We start from the raw sequence: 15,559 nt of genomic DNA, 5'->3' as shown, positions 1-15,559 counted from the left end.
TGCCATGCATTTTGATATGCCCTTAGAACAACTGCGCGAATATCGCCCTGAACGCAACGAGCCAGCCGATTTTGACCAATTTTGGCAAACTACTTTAGCCGCTGCCCGCCAATACCCATTAAACGCCATCTTTGAACCTTACGCTATGGGCTTACCCTTGATCGAAGCCTACGATGTGACCTTTAACGGCTATGGTGGTCAGCCAATTAAGGGTTGGTTCTTGCTGCCCCGCAATACCACCAAGCCCATTCCCTGCGTGGTCGAATATATTGGTTATGGCGGCGGGCGTGGCTTGGCGATCGATTGGCTGTTGTGGCCAACTGCGGGCTATGCCGTCTTCGCTATGGATAATCGCGGCCAAGGCTCAAATTGGCGCACTGGCGATACGCCCGACACCGAAATTGAGGGTGGCAATCCCCAAATTCCAGGTTTTATGACGCGCGGCGTGCTCAACCCACAAACCTACTACTACCGCCGCTTGTTCACCGATGCCGTGCGGGCAATCGAAGCTGCTCGTTCGCATCCCTTGGTGGATGCTGGCAAAGTGGCTTTGGCGGGCGGCAGTCAAGGTGGCGGCATCTCGCTGGCAGCGGCTGGCTTGCAACCAGATGTGGCGGCGGTGCTGCCCGATGTGCCATTTTTGTGTCACTATCGCCGCGCCACCACCATGGTCGATAGCTATCCCTACGCCGAGGTTGCCCAATATTGCGCTCGCCATCGCACTAAAATCGAGCAAGTATTCAACACCTTGGATTATTTCGATGGCATGCAATTCGCCGCTCGCGCCACCTGCCCTACGCTGTTCTCAGTTGGCTTGATGGATGATGTTTGTCCGCCATCGACCGTTTTTGCTGCCTACAACCATTATGCTGGGCCAAAAGAGATCACGATTTGGCAATTTAATCGCCATGAAGGCGGCGAGAACTTCCAAACCTTGGAAAAATTGAAATTTCTCGCCAAACTCTGGGGCAACGAGGAACGCACCGCATGAGCGTGATCGAGCTCTATCCGTTGCTCACTCAAGCACGCTATGTCGAGCCAATTTGGGGTGGCCCCCAATTGGCTCACTGGCTGCACTTGCCGGAACCAGAGCAAAGCAAGCTCGGCGAAGTTTGGCAAGTCTACGATCAAAATCTGATCGTCAATGGCGCTTTGGCTGGCCAAAGTTTAGCCCAAGTCACTAGTCAATTTGGGGCGGCCTTGGTTGGCACAACCACCAGCGAACGTTATGGCAACGATTTCCCATTGCTGTTGAAATTCATCGCTGCTGCCCAACCGCTCTCGGTACAGGTGCATCCCGATGATGAGTATGCCCACAGCCGCGAGGCCGCCACCGGATTTCACGGCAAAACCGAGGCTTGGTACATTCTCGAAGCCGAAAACGGAGCCGAAGTTGTGCATGGCTTTCGCGAGGCAACCAATCGCCAAGCCTGCGAAGCGGCCTTAGCCACCAATACACTGCCTGATTTATTACGTCAAGTAGCAGTGCAAGCAGGCGATTTGGTGTTTGTGCCCGCCAAAACGATTCATGCAATCAATCCTGGGGTGGTGCTGTTCGAAATTCAGCAAAAATCGGATCTGACCTATCGGGTCTACGATTATGATCGACGTGATGCTGCCACAGGCTTGCCACGCCAACTACATCTTGAGCAAGCTTTCGAGGTATTGGATTTTGCGGCAACTGCGCCAGCCTTAGTCACACCGACCAAGCTGAATGCTGATGTAAGTTTGCTGGTACGCTGTCCATTTTTCAGCTTGGAGCACTGGCAACTCAACCACATCCAAGCACTCAGCACCTCGATAACGAGTTTCGATTGTTGGACGGTGATCAATGGAGCTTGTAGCTTGGTTTGGAGCGAAGGCAGCCTTGATCTGCGCCATGGTATGTCGGTAATCGTGCCTGCTCAATTAGGCCAATATCAACTCTACCCTGAACCAAACGCTGAATTGCTTCGGGCGTATGTGTAGGACGAGGGGTCAGGGGTCAGGATTCAGGGGTCAGGATTCAGGTGAAAGCTAAGAACTAACTGTAATGGGTCATTGGGTTATATCGTTCCCTCACCCCCTGCCCCCCTCTCCCGCCCGGCGAGGCGAGGGGAAACATTGGATTGGATCTCCCCTCTCTCGCCGCAGTGGGAGAGGAGTCGGGGGTGAGGGGTCTTAAAACCTACTCTTGAAAGGTCAGGATTCAGGATTAGCCTTATTTTAGATCTGATCCCTGATCCCTAGCCCCTGACCCCTACTATATAGCTTGCCACAAACCATCTGTGGCAGAGAAAGCATCAATAATTCATGCAAAAGCTCGCATTGCAGCAGGCATGGCAGGCCAAACAACGTGATCCGCAACGCACTGTGCTCGCTGATAGTACGAGCAGTGAGGGCTGGATGGCCGCGCCTGTGCCTGGCACAATTTACGAAGCCTTGATCGCCGCTGAGCGCATTCCCGATCCTTTCGATGGCTTGAATGAGCTGGCGGTGCAATGGGTGGCTGAGGTCGATTGGCTCTATCGTTGCGATTTTGAATTAACCGCTGAGCAAGCCAACCAACCAGCCGCCTTGCACGTCGCAGGCTTGGATACGATCGCCACGGTTTGGCTTAATGATCAAGAAATATTAAACAGCGACAATATGTTTGTGCCTCAACGAGTGGTTGTCAGTAACCAAATTCAGGTTGGCACAAACATGTTGCTGATCGAATTTCGCTCGGCATTGAAGCATGGCCACGCCTTGCAAGCCGAAATGGGCCAACTTGGCGTGTGGAATGGCGATCCTAGCCGTTTGTATCTGCGCAAAGCCCAATATCACTATGGCTGGGATTGGGGTCCAGCACTGTTAACAGCTGGGCCGTGGATGCCCATCACCCTCGAATTGGGCGCAACTCGTTTGAGCGATCTGGCTTGTCCAATCAATGTAGCTGATGATTGTAACACGGCGGTTTTTGCTGTAACTGCAACCGTTGCGGATGCGCTCGCTGATACTGCGGTGCTGATTCAATTGAGGAATCCAGCAGGCGAGTTAATCGCTGAACAGCAACAATTGGTTGTTGACACCACGGTGCAACATTCAATCACGGTTGAACAACCAAGTTTGTGGTGGCCGCATGGCTATGGTCAGCAAGATCGCTATCGCTTGGTTGTCAGTATTTTTGCTGGTCAAACGGTGCTCGATCAACAGGAATTACAGCTTGGCGTGCGGCGCGTGCGTTTGGTACAAGAGCCATTGCTCGATGAAGCAGGCGAAACATTTTTGTTTGAAATCAACAATGTGCCAATGTTTAGCGGCGGAGCTAATTGGATTCCTGCCGATCTGCTGACCAATCGTGTGAGCAATGAGCACTATCGACGCTTGTTGCAGGCAGCGGTTGATAGCCATATGCTGATGATTCGGATTTGGGGCGGCGGAATCTACGAAGTTGACTATTTTTATGATCTTTGCGATGAGCTAGGCTTGTTGGTTTGGCAAGATTTTATGTTTGCCTGCGGCATGTATCCAGCCCATCCAGCATTTTTGGCTAGCGTTGAGGCCGAAGCAATTGCCCAAGTTCAGCGCTTGCGCCATCATCCTTCGATTGTGCTGTGGTGTGGCAACAACGAAGATTACCAAATTGCCCAAACTTTCAACGCCTATGATCACAGTTTTCAAGGCGATTTCACCAAAACCAGCTTTCCGGCTCGCGAAATTTACGAACGCTTATTGCCCAAGGTCTGTGCCAATTATGATCCAACCACGATTTATTGGCCTGGCAGCCCGTATGGCGGAGCCGATGTCTACGATAAAACCCGTGGCGATCGCCATACATGGGATGTTTGGCACAGCGCGATGGCTCCCTACCAAGATTATCCCAAATACGAAGGGCGTTTTGTTAGCGAGTTTGGCATGGAATCGTGTGCAGCTTTATCCACGCTGCTGAGCGTCATTCCTGAGCACGAGCGCTATCCCCAAAGTCGCACGGTCGAGCACCACAACAAATCGGAAGGCGGCGCACGCCGTTTGGCGGTTTATCTCAACGATACCTTGCGCTTTGAAAACACGCTTGAATCGTATGTCTATGCTACCCAATTTATGCAAGCTGAGGCTTTGGCAGCGGCCTATCGCGGCTGGCGACGACGTTGGGGTGGCACAGGCCGCTATGCAGTCGCAGGAGCTTTAGTGTGGCAACTTAACGATTGCTGGCCAGTGATTAGCTGGGCCATTATCGATTCGGCCTTGCGCAAAAAGCCCGCCATCTATAGCATTGGCCGCGAGCTAGCCCCAATCAGCGCCGGATTACAGCGCAATGGTGCAAGAATCGAGGCGTGGGTGGTCAATGGCACGGTAGTAGCAAAAGTAGCCATAGTTCAATTAATTGGATACGATTTGTATGGCAAATTACTATTTGAGCAAAACATTGAATGTGAATTAGCTGCTAATCAAGCCAACCCGATTCCCAACCTAAACTTAGAATTGAGCGAGCAAACCGTGGTTGGCATGCAAGTCTTGGTTGATGGTATGGTTGTGGCGAGAGCCAGCACATGGCCCGAGCCATTTAAATATCTTCCAGCCTATGATCCACAAATTAGCGTCACCCGCCTTGCCGACGATTGGCTAGAAATTAGCAGCCAACGCCCAGCCAAAGGGGTTTGGCTGCAAACTGAGGCTGAAATCGATTGGAGCGATAATTTGCTTGATCTATTGCCCAACCAACCGCAACGGATTCACGCTTGTGGCTTAGGCCAACAGCCGATTGACATTAAGTGGTTGCATTGGGATCAGCAAAGAGCATAGAGCATAGATGTAATGGTTCATTGAGTTAATAACCAATGCTTCCGTTCCCTCACCCCCAGCCCCTCACCCACGGCGGCGGGCGAGGGGAGCACGCCTGGAGCGGTTCCCCCTCGCCTCGCGTGCGAGAGAGGGGGTCAGGGGGTGAGGGCATGCTGGCCGTTGTTAACACGATAAACCATTACATATAGAACATAGATTTTGATCCACGAAGGACACGAAGCACACGAAGGATGAGTAGGCTATTGACATGTGGGTTTTGAATGATCCAATAGCCAATAGCCTACAGCCCATAGCCATTTATGCGCTACACTTCTCTGCTAAAAAAATCCCGTTTGCACGACAAATCGCCTAAATCCCATCAACTATTCCGCTAGCCCCAGCCATTCAGCGCTCTGCGCCTCTGCGTTAAAACCTTGCCTCAATTCCTGACCTCTGACCCCTGATCCCTAGCCCCTCACCTATTAATACTTTTTTGACAATTTTATTAAGATCATTTAATATATTTGCTATCCACCCCAAACCATCAAGCGACACCACTAGCAAGTGACAACGCCACCTGTGTCGAATTAGTGGCATTTGGACACTATCAAGCGAACAAGGTTGTTCGTGTGGTTGGTGCAATCCCTATCTCTACAGGAGGGTTCATGAAGCCGTCACGCATCGTTCGGTTGGTTGGTTCACTCGCATTAGCCGTAGGTCTTATGGCTCCGCTGAGTGCTTTAGGGCAAACGCGGCAGCCAGTTCAGCAAACGGAGCCGCTTGATCAATCGCGGGCCTATCATCTTGAAGGCGTGACCACGCGTGAAGATCGCAATGCGATTGCCGCAACTGGTGCTTCAATTGATGCCGTTCATGGTAAGGTGTTGGATATTACCGCCAATGCCGAAGAAGCTGCGGCGATTGAGCGCTTGGGCTTTAAATTGGTCGAACTGCCTGAATTGACCGATTTTCCAGGCGCAGATTCGGCCTACCACAATTATGCTGAGATGACCAGCAACATTGCGGCAGTTGTTGCCAGCAAGCCGAGCATTGTGAGCCGCTTTAGCATTGGCCGCTCATATGAAAATCGCGATTTGATTGCGGTTAAAATTAGCGATAACGTTGCAACCGATGAGAACGAGCCAGAAGCCTTGTTCATTGGCCAACACCATGCCCGCGAACACTTGACCGTCGAAATGACCCTGTATCTGTTGCATTTGCTGGTCGATAACTATGGCATTGACAATCGAATTACCAACATTGTCAATAACCGCGAAATCTACATCGTCTTCAGTTTGAACCCTGATGGCAGCGAATACGACGTGGCAACTGGCAGCTACCGTAGCTGGCGTAAAAATCGCCAACCGAACAGCGGCTCATCCTACGTTGGGATCGACCTTAACCGCAACTATAGCTACAAATGGGGCTGCTGCGGTGGCTCAAGTGGCTCAACCTCGAGCGATACCTATCGTGGCACAGCGGCCTTTACGGCTCCCGAAACCCAAGCTATTCGCAATTTTGTGGCAAGTCGGGTGATTGGTGGCAAGCAACAAATCAAAACCTCGATTTCATTCCATACCTATAGTGAGCTAGTGTTATGGCCCTATGGCTACACCTACGATGCTTACCCCAGCGATATGCAGCGCGACGATTATGATGCGATGGCTGCACTTGGCCGCAATATGGCCTCAAGCAATGGTTATACGCCGCAACAAGCCAGCGATTTGTATGTCGCTGATGGCACATATGAAGATTGGGCTTATGGCGTGCATCGCATTTTTGCCTACACCTTTGAAATGTATCCTCGATCTTCGAGTCCAGGTTTCTACCCACCTGACGAAGTGATTAGCCGTGAAACCACCCGCAATCGTGAATCAGTCTTGTATTTATTGGAACAAACCGATTGTCCATATCGCGTGATTGGCAAAGAAAGCCAATATTGTAGCGGTGGTGGTACGCCAACCCCAACCGCAACCCCAGCGCCAACCGCAACTCCTGGCCCAACTGCTACACCAAACCCAGTCGTTACTGTATTTAGCGATGATTTTGAAACCAATCAAGGCTGGACAACCAACCCCAATGCGACTGATACCGCAACCACGGGCGCATGGGAACGGGGCGACCCTGAAGCAACCGATAGCAGCGGAGCCAAGCAGCTTGGCACAACCGTCAGCGGCAGCAACAACCTTGTAACCGGGCGTTTGGCTGGTAGCTCAGCCGGAGCCTACGACCTTGATGGCGGCTCGTCATCAGTACGTTCGCCAGCATTTACCTTGCCAAACTCGGGTAACTTGAGCTTGAGTTTCAGCTACTACTTGGCTCATGGCTCGAATGCTAGCAGCGCCGATTACTTCCGTGTATCGGTAGTTACTAGCTCAGGCACAGTCAAAGTCTTTGAAAAATTGGGCAGCGCAACCGATGTTGATGCTGCTTGGACAGCCGCTAGCGTCAGCTTAAATAGCTACGCAGGCCAATCGGTGCGAATCTTGATTGAGGCTTCCGATGCCAGCACTGCTAGCTTGGTAGAAGCAGCTGTGGATAATGTTAGCGTGACCCAGCGCTAAAGCTCTAGCTCAGCGCAATTTCTAGCTAGCCCCGCCTGTGCCTAAACCACACAGGTGGGGTTTGCTTAACTCGTCATAACGTGGGAGGGCGTTTGACGCGAGTGGGTATCGCGCCTATAATGCGCTGTTGCGATGGGAGTTTCTTTAGGTATCTCTGGGTGGGCTGTATTCCTCGCCACGCCCATCCTTCACCAAACACGGAGGCAGCGTTCGTCGTGCGTAAGCAAGTAATTAGTGCCCTCGTCGTGACGATTGTGGCAGTTGCTTTAGCGACTTGGATTGTATTCTTTCCTAAGTCGTTCCAAAGCCTGACTGGTCGCGATGTTTCAACCCACTTAGGTCTCGACCTACAAGGCGGCTCGCAAATCTTTTTACGTCCCGCCGACCCTAACGAAGCCGATTTGGCCGCCAAACTCGAAAATGCCGCTGGTGTGATCGAGCGCCGCGTCAATGGCTTGGGCGTAAGCGAATCGGTTGTCCAAGTTGTCAACAGCGATAGTATTGTGGTCGAATTGCCTGGGGTCAAAGATCCTGCGGCAGCTTCGGAAGCCCTCAAAGGCGCTGGTAACCTCGAATTTATTGATCCTCAAGGTCAATATTTGCCCGATGGCACCGAAGTTTGTACCACCGCTACACCACGTTACCCAATCACTGTGCAGTTGCCAAGCAGTGTCACTGGCACAACTGGGGTAACCACCACCGACAGCTTGAGTAGCACCAATCCGTTGTCGTCAAGCAATAATTTGACGACCACAACCCCAGTTACTCCGACTGAGCGCCCTTGTGAAGCGCCCTATACCACGATTGCGCGTGGTAGCGATCTCGACACCAGCCAAGTTGCCTTGACAACTGATCAAGCTGGCCGTCCAGCAGTGTTCTTCCGCTTCCAAACTGGCTCAGAGTCAGCTACCCAAATCGCTAGCTTTACCAGCCAAAACGTTGGCCGGCCAATGTCGATTGTGGTTGATAACCGCGTGATTTCAAGCCCACAAATTAATGGCTCTTTGCCTGGCGAAGGGATCATTACCATGGGTTCGACTGGCACGACGGTTGCTGAGCAAAATTCACAAGCTCAAGCCCTGCAAAACCAACTCAAATATGGCGCTTTGCCAGTAACCTTGATCGAAGATAGTAACCGTAGCATCAGTGCAACCCTGGGCAACGACTCAATTGACGCAAGTAAAATTGCTGGCGCGATTGGTTTGATTGCGGTTATGCTGTTTATGTTGATGTACTATCGCTTGCCTGGCTTATTAGCCGACATTGCCTTGATCGTTTACACCATCCTCTCATTTGCGATTTACAACTTGGTTCCGGTCACATTGACCTTGCCAGGGATCGCAGGCTTTATTTTGTCGATTGGTTTGGCGGTTGACGCGAACGTGTTGATTTTCGCGCGGATCAAAGAAGAATTGCACCGTGGCCGCTCATTGGAACGGGCAGTCGAAGATGGCTTCAACCACGCTTGGCCATCAATCCGCGACTCCAATGCCTCAACCTTGATTACAAGCTTTATCTTGTATGTCTTGGGTAACGGGCTTGGCGTAAGTATCATTCAAGGCTTTGCATTGACTTTGGCCTTGGGGATTATCGTCAGCTTGTTTACGGCAATCACCGTTTCGCGCATGTTGTTGCGCTTGACGATTGATCTTGGGGTTTCGAACCCACGTTGGTTTGGGGTTAACCCCGAAGAAGATGCTGCTGATGTGGCAGCCTTGTCGTCAGAGCAAGCTTAATAGCTGATTTTCAGCTATACCATCGATAAAGGATTGGGCTATGTTAGATTTAGTGCGTCGGCGCTATTTATGGTTTGCGATTTCAATTCTGACCATTATTCCAGGCTTAATTAGCATGCTGGTATTTGGTTTGAACCTTGGGGTGGACTTTTCGGGTGGTGCTCGCTGGGAAATTCATATCCCAAGCATTAGCGAAACCCGTGATGGCTTAGAAAACGATATTAATGCTGTTTTCACTGAGAGCGGTATTGAAGGTGCGCGAACTCAACTATCACAAGGCACGACCAACAATCAACAATTTGTGATTGCCTTTGTGCGCTCAAAGTCGGTGCAAAGCGATTCGGCTGAACGCAAAGCGGTGGAAACTGGCTTGACTAGCAAGTTTGGTGCGGATACGCGGATCGAAACCGTGCAAACCGTTGGTGAAACCGTGCGTGGTCGCTCAATTCGCAATGCAATTGTGGCAGTCTTTATTGCTTCCTTGGCGATCATGGGCTATTTATGGGCGGCCTTCCGTGGCACTCCCAACCCACTTCGCTACGGCGTGTGTGCAATCATCGCGATGTTGCACGACGTGTTGGTGGTGATCGGGATGGCTTCAATTCTCGGCTGGTTAATCGGCCTCGAAGTTGATGCGCTGTTTATGACCGCCGTCTTGACCGTAATTAGCTTCTCAGTCCACGACACGATTGTGGTGTTCGACCGCGTGCGTGAAAATGTGCGCCGCTCAAGCGACGATTACGAACGGGTGGTCAACCGCTCGATCGTTCAAACCTTGACGCGTTCGATCAACACCCAATTTACTTCGTTCTTTACCTTGACCGCCTTGTTGCTGTTTGGCGGCGAAAGCATTCGCTCGTTTGTCTTGATTCTGTTGCTTGGTTTGATCAGCGGTACCTATTCGTCAATTTTCAACGCTGCCCAATTGTTGGTGGTGTGGGAAAACCGCGAATGGCGCAACTGGTTTGGCCGTGGCAAAGATAACGTTAAGCCAGCCACCGCTGCCTAAATTGATCCTGCCCATCGCAGATCCAAAAATGCCCCGCTCGTAGCAACGAGCGGGGTCTTCTGTTATGTGATGTTAGGCAATCGGAATAGTCAGCAGGAAGAGTGCGCCAGGGCCATCATCATTGGCGACCCAAATGCGTCCACCATGGGTTTCGACCGCCAAGCGACAGTAGGTCAAGCCTAGCCCAGTGCCTTTGATGCCAGTTTGTTTGACTTGGGCAAACTTTTCAAAGACCCGTTCGCGATATTGTGCTGGAATGCCAGGCCCAGCATCACGCACGCCCAACAAAATCCATTGACCAGTTGGGTGATCGCTTGGTAGTTGATTGGCTTGAACTTTGTTGGCGCTAATCGTGATTGTTGATAAGGCTGGGCTGAACTTAATCGCGTTATCAATCAAGTTTTGCACGACCCGCTCTAGGGTTTGGATATCAACCGAGGCTTTAGGGGTATTTTCAGCAATATTCAGCGCTACATGGACTTTGCGCTCGTTGAGTAATGGCTCATAGTTTTGCATCACCGAACGAACCACATCATCAACCGCCACCGTAATTGGCGTGATTGGCATCTGGCCTGCTTCAAGTTTGCTAATATCCATCAGCAAATTAACCATATCGAGCAGGCGGGCGCTGCTGCGCAAGGCGATTTTAACAATCTTATCTTGGCCTTCGCTCAGGTCGCCAACCATCTTTTTGGCCAGCATATCCAACGAGGTCATCACTGAACTCAATGGCCCACGCAAATCGTGAATCATCATATACGTCAGGTCATGGCGTAGGTTTTCGGCCTCGATCTCGGTGGTAATGTCGCGTAGCACAATAATAATCGGGTGGGGGCTTTGATTGGCCGCGCTTTGAACTGGCAAGGTTGTCCATTCGAGCCATTGGCTGCGCAAACCGCCCAATTCCAATTGGCCCCGCGCCTCAGCCAAGCGCCCGCGACTAACTTTGTAGATCGCCAGCGTTAGTTCGCTCCAAGCTTCCTCAGATTTATTCCACTGGGCGCACCAGTGAGTCAAGAGCAAATCGACTGGCTCGCCCAGCAATTCGGCGACTTCGTTGCTGCCGATCATGGTTTGGGCGGCGGCATTGACCTCGACCACCCGTAAATCGGCGCTGAGCAAAATAATGCCTTCTTCGGTCGAAGCCAAAATCGAGGCTAAGCGATCGCGGCCATTGCTGACTTCTTCAGCCAAACGCCGAGTTTCGACCGCCACAGCGGCCTGGCCCACAAACAGCGAGAGTAAATCTTGGGCTTCGCGGTTGGGCAAGGTTTCGGGATACCACAAGTAGATCACGCCCAAGGTTTGGTGCGTTGCCAACAACGGTAACATCACCAAGGCTTGACCACCCAAATCGCGCAAGACACTGGGTAATTTGCTACTATCACCAAGCAACAACGGCTTATCACGCTCTAGCACTTTATGGGCAAATTGAATAATCGCCTCGTCAGGTGTGTGCTCAATTCCCAAGCCAACAATTGGTTGCAAGGTCGTGGGATCATTCGGATCGCTAAGCAATACACCCGCGCCGAGGGCACCAGTCCAATCGACCATCCCGCCAACCGTAAATTGCCAAATTGATTGAGCATTGCTGAAGGTACTGTTGATCGCCATGCCAAGCGCACTCAAGGCAGTCAAGCCTTCGACGGTTTGGCGTTGGCGTTCGTAGAGCCGATTGTTTTCGAGCGCAACTGCCAATTGCGTGGCGAAAATCTCCAGCATTTGAATTTGATCAGTGGTTGGTTGCAGGCCATTTTTTGGTGCATAGACCGTCAAAAGACCTAAAAGATCGCCGCTGGTGCTGCGTAACACCGCAAATAAGCTATCGTTGGGATGCCACATGCCAGTCCGTAGCTCTGGCACATCGACTCCATTTGAGGGATCAGGCCATAAACGCGCATCACCATTGCGCCGATGATCGATATAGTAGGTCGATTCGCCACGCCGATATTGCGGTTTGAGCAAAGCCTCGACGCGCTCAGGCTCAATCGTAATGCTAGCTTGGGCTTCGAAAATTTGGCGATCGATCCCTGCGCTGACGACCCGTTTGATAATTGCTTTATGGCCTGGCGTAGTTTGGACGAGGCTAATCGTTACTTGGTTGAAGCCCGTAGCGCTTTGCACAGCCTCGGCCAAGGCAGGCAAGACCGACCCAAGGTTAGATGCAGCCTTGAGCGCATTGCCAATTTGCACGATCTCTTGAAATTGCTTATTGCGTTGGTCGAGTTCGCTGATGCGGCGGGTCAGGGCTTGATCGGTTTGGGTGTAGAGATTGGAGTTCTCGATAGCAATTACTGCTTGGTCGGCCACCGCTTCGAGCAAGGCACGGTCGGCGGCAGTAAATGGCAAGCCATTGCGATGATTGAGAATTTCGATCACCCCTTTGACCCCGCCAGCACCCAACAATGGCACGCATAGCAGATCACGGGTTTCGTGGCCCACCAACATATCAATGCCCGTGTAAAAGGCCGGATGATCGCCTGCACGATTGGCAATCAACGATTCGCCTGTGCGCAACACCAAGCCAGCGATCCCGACATTGGCCGGAATACGATTGCCCAACAATTGCTGGCCCACCGGACTCAGGCTATAGCGGAAGACTAATTCGTTGGTTGCTTCGTCGAGCAACAGCAACGACCCTTCTTCAACATTCAAAAGCTCTTGCACTCGCCCCATGATCAACGATGGCACAGCCTCAAAATCGAGCGTTGAGGTGATTGTACGGCCAAGTTCATTTAATAATTCAAGTTGGCGAGCTTGGCGCGTCGTGCGTTCGTAGAGTCGAGCTTGCTCAAAATTATCAGCGGCGCGATGGGCCAACATCTCTAATTTGCGCAATGTGTCGGCATTGTAGCGCACATCTGGCTCAAGCGTGTAGATCACCAACGTGCCAAGCACCCGTTCGCCGAAGCGCAACGGCACGCCTGCCCAAAACAGCGGCGGAATATCATCATCAATAAACAATGGTGTGACATGATATTGGGCACAGGTTTCAAGATAGCGATCGGTAATAATTGGCTCGTTACGCCGAATAATTACCCCAGTTAAGCCATGGGCAACTGTCCATTGCGAATTGGGAGTAGTGCTGCGGCCATCAGCGTAAAAATGCGCTGCCACTTGAAACAGTTGGGATTCAGGATCATACAACGAGACAAATAGATTTTGCGGGCCAAACATCTGTTGGATACCGCGATAAACTGCCTCGATCAATGGCCCAAGCTCCAGCGAACTATTCAAGCGTTGGCTGATCAAATTAAATTGCGTTAGTTCGCGCAGCTCAGCCACTAACTGTTGATTATTGCTAATCGTGCACATGCTGGCGGCAGTTTGCAGCGCCAAGGGCAAGAGCAATTGATCGTTTGTGGTTGCTTCGGGCAAGGCCAACCAACCGCGCAAGGTAATGTGCAACAGTGGCAGCATCGTCCATTGCGTGGCATCGGCGGTGGTAATAGTTAAAATCGCGCCTTGCTCAAGCTGCGCTTGTTGGCTGCTAGAAAGCATTAATTCTAAGGGAATTTCGGGCTGAGTTTCGGCCAGATCAAGCCAAATCAAATGATAGTGGGGATTATGGCGAAATTGACTGAGGGCGGCGCTCAAGGTTGTGTGCAACCCATTAATACTCGTGGCGGTTGCCAAACGCGGAAGCCACTCACGTAAAAAGCGGGCTGAGGAATCTTCAAATGCCTGTTTTTGGGATTGCATACACATCACGCCTCACATGTGACTGGCCTATCTTACCAAACCTTAGACGTTTTGACAAAGCTCGTAGCTTGGTTGCTGGCCTAAGCAGTGCTACAATAACTACATTGTGCAAGAAGGAGTCAATTCATGTTTGATGCATTCAAAAGAAAGTTTGATGCAACCCCTGAAGGAATGGAAGAACGCGTTCCGCCTGGCCAGTATGTTACCCAAAAATTTCCAGTCTTGCACTATGGCGAGACTCCGATCTACAAAGAACTTGAACAAACTTGGGATCTACGGGTTTTTGGCGAAATTGAAGCTCCAAAAACCTTTTCATACAACGAATTTCGAGCTTTACCAACCGTCACCATCGAAAATATTGATATTCACTGCGTTACGCGTTGGAGCAAACTCGCCACAAGCTGGACGGGTGTGCGCTTCCGCGATTTTCTTACGCATATTCCAGCGCTCAAGCCCAGCGCCAAATATGTGCTGGCCCACTCTGAGGGCGGCTATACCGCCAACATGCCCTTAGAAATTATGTATGATGATGATGTATTGCTGGCCTATTTATACGAAGGCGAGGAGCTAGCGCCCGATCATGGCTTCCCGTTACGTTTGTTTGTGCCCAAAAAATACTTTTGGAAGAGCGCCAAATGGCTACGCGGCATCGAATTTATGAGCGCTGATCGCTTAGGATTTTGGGAACGTTACGGCTATCACAACAACGCCGACCCCTGGCAAGAAGAACGTCACGCTGATTAACATGCATTAGGTTTAAATAGCAAAGAACGCTGGTTATCATTTAACCAGCGTTCTTTTGATTAAGTTTAGCGGCTAATCGGTTGGGTCGAATCGATCAATTCACTAACATCGACCAACGGGGTTGCGCCGCCGCCATTAAAGACTGGCAATTTACCATCCCAGCGTAAAGCCATTTGATAACGAATCAAGACCTCGGTGACACTTTCGGCCAGCAAACGGTTGGCATCAGCCTGGGCTTCAGCCCGAATCAAAATTGAGTCAGCATCACCTTTGGCCGTAGCGCGTTGGGCTTCGGCACGACCTTGGGCTTCAACTTTATCTTGTTCGGCCTTGATTTGAGCTTGTTCAAGCTCGTATTTTTGGCGCTCAGCCGCTTGTTGGGCGGTGATTTTGTTTTCCAAGGCTTGCTTCAAATTATCGGGCAAGTGCACTTCACGAATCACAAAATCTTCTAAAATCAAGTGCCGACGTTCAAATTCGGTTGTCAATTGTTCTTTAACTTTGTCAGCTAATTCAGCCCGTTTCTCACCGCTGATATCTTCCCATGAATAGCGACCAGCCAAAGTCGTTAAGATTGAACGGGTTTGTTGGCGCACGACTTGCAGTTCAATCACATCAAGGCTTTGGCCACCCCAATCAGTGTAGAGCACCGCAGCTTCTTCTTTTTTCACCCGATACTGCACAGCCACATCAAGGTTAAGTTGTTGGGCTTCGCTGGATTGAATCTTGATTGAATCATCGCCAGCAGTTTGGCCTTCGTTATCGCTTTGGACCATAATATAGGTCTGGATTGTGACTGGATATTGCTGGATGGCGGTGGTAAATGGGTTAATTAACGTCCAGCCTGGATCAATCGCAGTCGTGACATTATTGTTAGCCTTGTTGAAGGCAATCCCAACATAACCTGGTGGAATCGTCTTCCACGAGGCCGTGAGCAAGACTAAGCCAATCACAGCAATGACGAGCGCAATGGCAATCGTACCAATGCGACGGCCCGACGGGCGATTTTTAGCGTTGCTCATGGTCATTCCTTTCAGTGTCATCAGAGGTATCGGAACGGA

9 protein-coding genes are annotated in these 15,559 nt (G+C 51.0%); 7 read left to right on the top strand and 2 right to left on the bottom strand.

The annotated features are described in order from the left end of the window. The first annotated feature begins 4 nt into the window (after nt 1–4). The 6 genes from ABEB26_RS08550 to secF all read left to right on the top strand — a co-directional run bounded on the left by ABEB26_RS08550 (nt 5) and on the right by secF (nt 10,052). A complete protein-coding gene (locus ABEB26_RS08550) occupies nt 5–991 on the top strand; it encodes an acetylxylan esterase (RefSeq protein WP_345721550.1) in 987 nt (328 codons plus the stop codon). Next, nucleotides 988–1,968 (top strand): type I phosphomannose isomerase catalytic subunit, encoded by a 981-nt coding sequence (locus ABEB26_RS08545; RefSeq protein ID WP_345721549.1) that lies wholly within the window; start codon nt 988–990, stop codon nt 1,966–1,968. The genes ABEB26_RS08550 and ABEB26_RS08545 overlap by 4 nt, the downstream gene beginning before the upstream one ends. Before the next feature lie 324 nt (nt 1,969–2,292). Further along, the gene (locus ABEB26_RS08540) at nt 2,293–4,764 is read left to right on the top strand and encodes a beta-mannosidase (RefSeq protein WP_345721548.1); all 2,472 of its coding nucleotides are present in this window, start codon (nt 2,293–2,295) and stop codon (nt 4,762–4,764) included. A 644-nt stretch (nt 4,765–5,408) separates the two neighbouring features. After that, nucleotides 5,409–7,307: a M14 family metallopeptidase gene (locus ABEB26_RS08535; RefSeq protein ID WP_345721547.1), complete on the top strand. Its 1,899-nt coding sequence runs from the start codon at nt 5,409–5,411 to the stop codon at nt 7,305–7,307. A 215-nt stretch (nt 7,308–7,522) separates the two neighbouring features. Then, nucleotides 7,523–9,043, top strand: coding sequence for a protein translocase subunit SecD (gene secD / locus ABEB26_RS08530; protein WP_345721546.1), 1,521 nt, complete (start codon nt 7,523–7,525; stop codon nt 9,041–9,043). 40 nt (nt 9,044–9,083) lie between these two features. Further along, nucleotides 9,084–10,052, top strand: coding sequence for a protein translocase subunit SecF (secF, locus tag ABEB26_RS08525; protein WP_345721545.1), 969 nt, complete (start codon nt 9,084–9,086; stop codon nt 10,050–10,052). Nucleotides 10,053–10,124: 72 nt separating this feature from the next. Here secF and ABEB26_RS08520 read toward each other — a convergent pair whose 3' ends face one another. Beyond that, nucleotides 10,125–13,754: a GAF domain-containing protein gene (locus ABEB26_RS08520; RefSeq protein ID WP_345721544.1), complete on the bottom strand. Its 3,630-nt coding sequence runs from the start codon at nt 13,752–13,754 to the stop codon at nt 10,125–10,127. 126 nt (nt 13,755–13,880) lie between these two features. On the opposite strand from ABEB26_RS08520, the gene ABEB26_RS08515 reads away from it, so the two are divergent. Continuing rightward, complete coding sequence (locus ABEB26_RS08515) at nt 13,881–14,498, top strand: sulfite oxidase-like oxidoreductase (RefSeq protein ID WP_345721543.1); 618 nt, start codon at nt 13,881–13,883, stop codon at nt 14,496–14,498. A gap of 65 nt (nt 14,499–14,563) precedes the next feature. On the opposite strand, the gene ABEB26_RS08510 is transcribed toward ABEB26_RS08515, so the two are convergent. Then, nucleotides 14,564–15,520 (bottom strand): SPFH domain-containing protein, encoded by a 957-nt coding sequence (locus tag ABEB26_RS08510; protein ID WP_345721542.1) that lies wholly within the window; start codon nt 15,518–15,520, stop codon nt 14,564–14,566. Nucleotides 15,521–15,559 lie beyond the last annotated feature (39 nt).

This window comes from Herpetosiphon gulosus (assembly GCF_039545135.1).
Lineage (GTDB): Bacteria > Chloroflexota > Chloroflexia > Chloroflexales > Herpetosiphonaceae > Herpetosiphon > Herpetosiphon gulosus.
The sequence above is the reverse complement of the archived record's forward strand: the minus strand, read 5'-3'. Positions and strand labels throughout refer to the sequence as shown.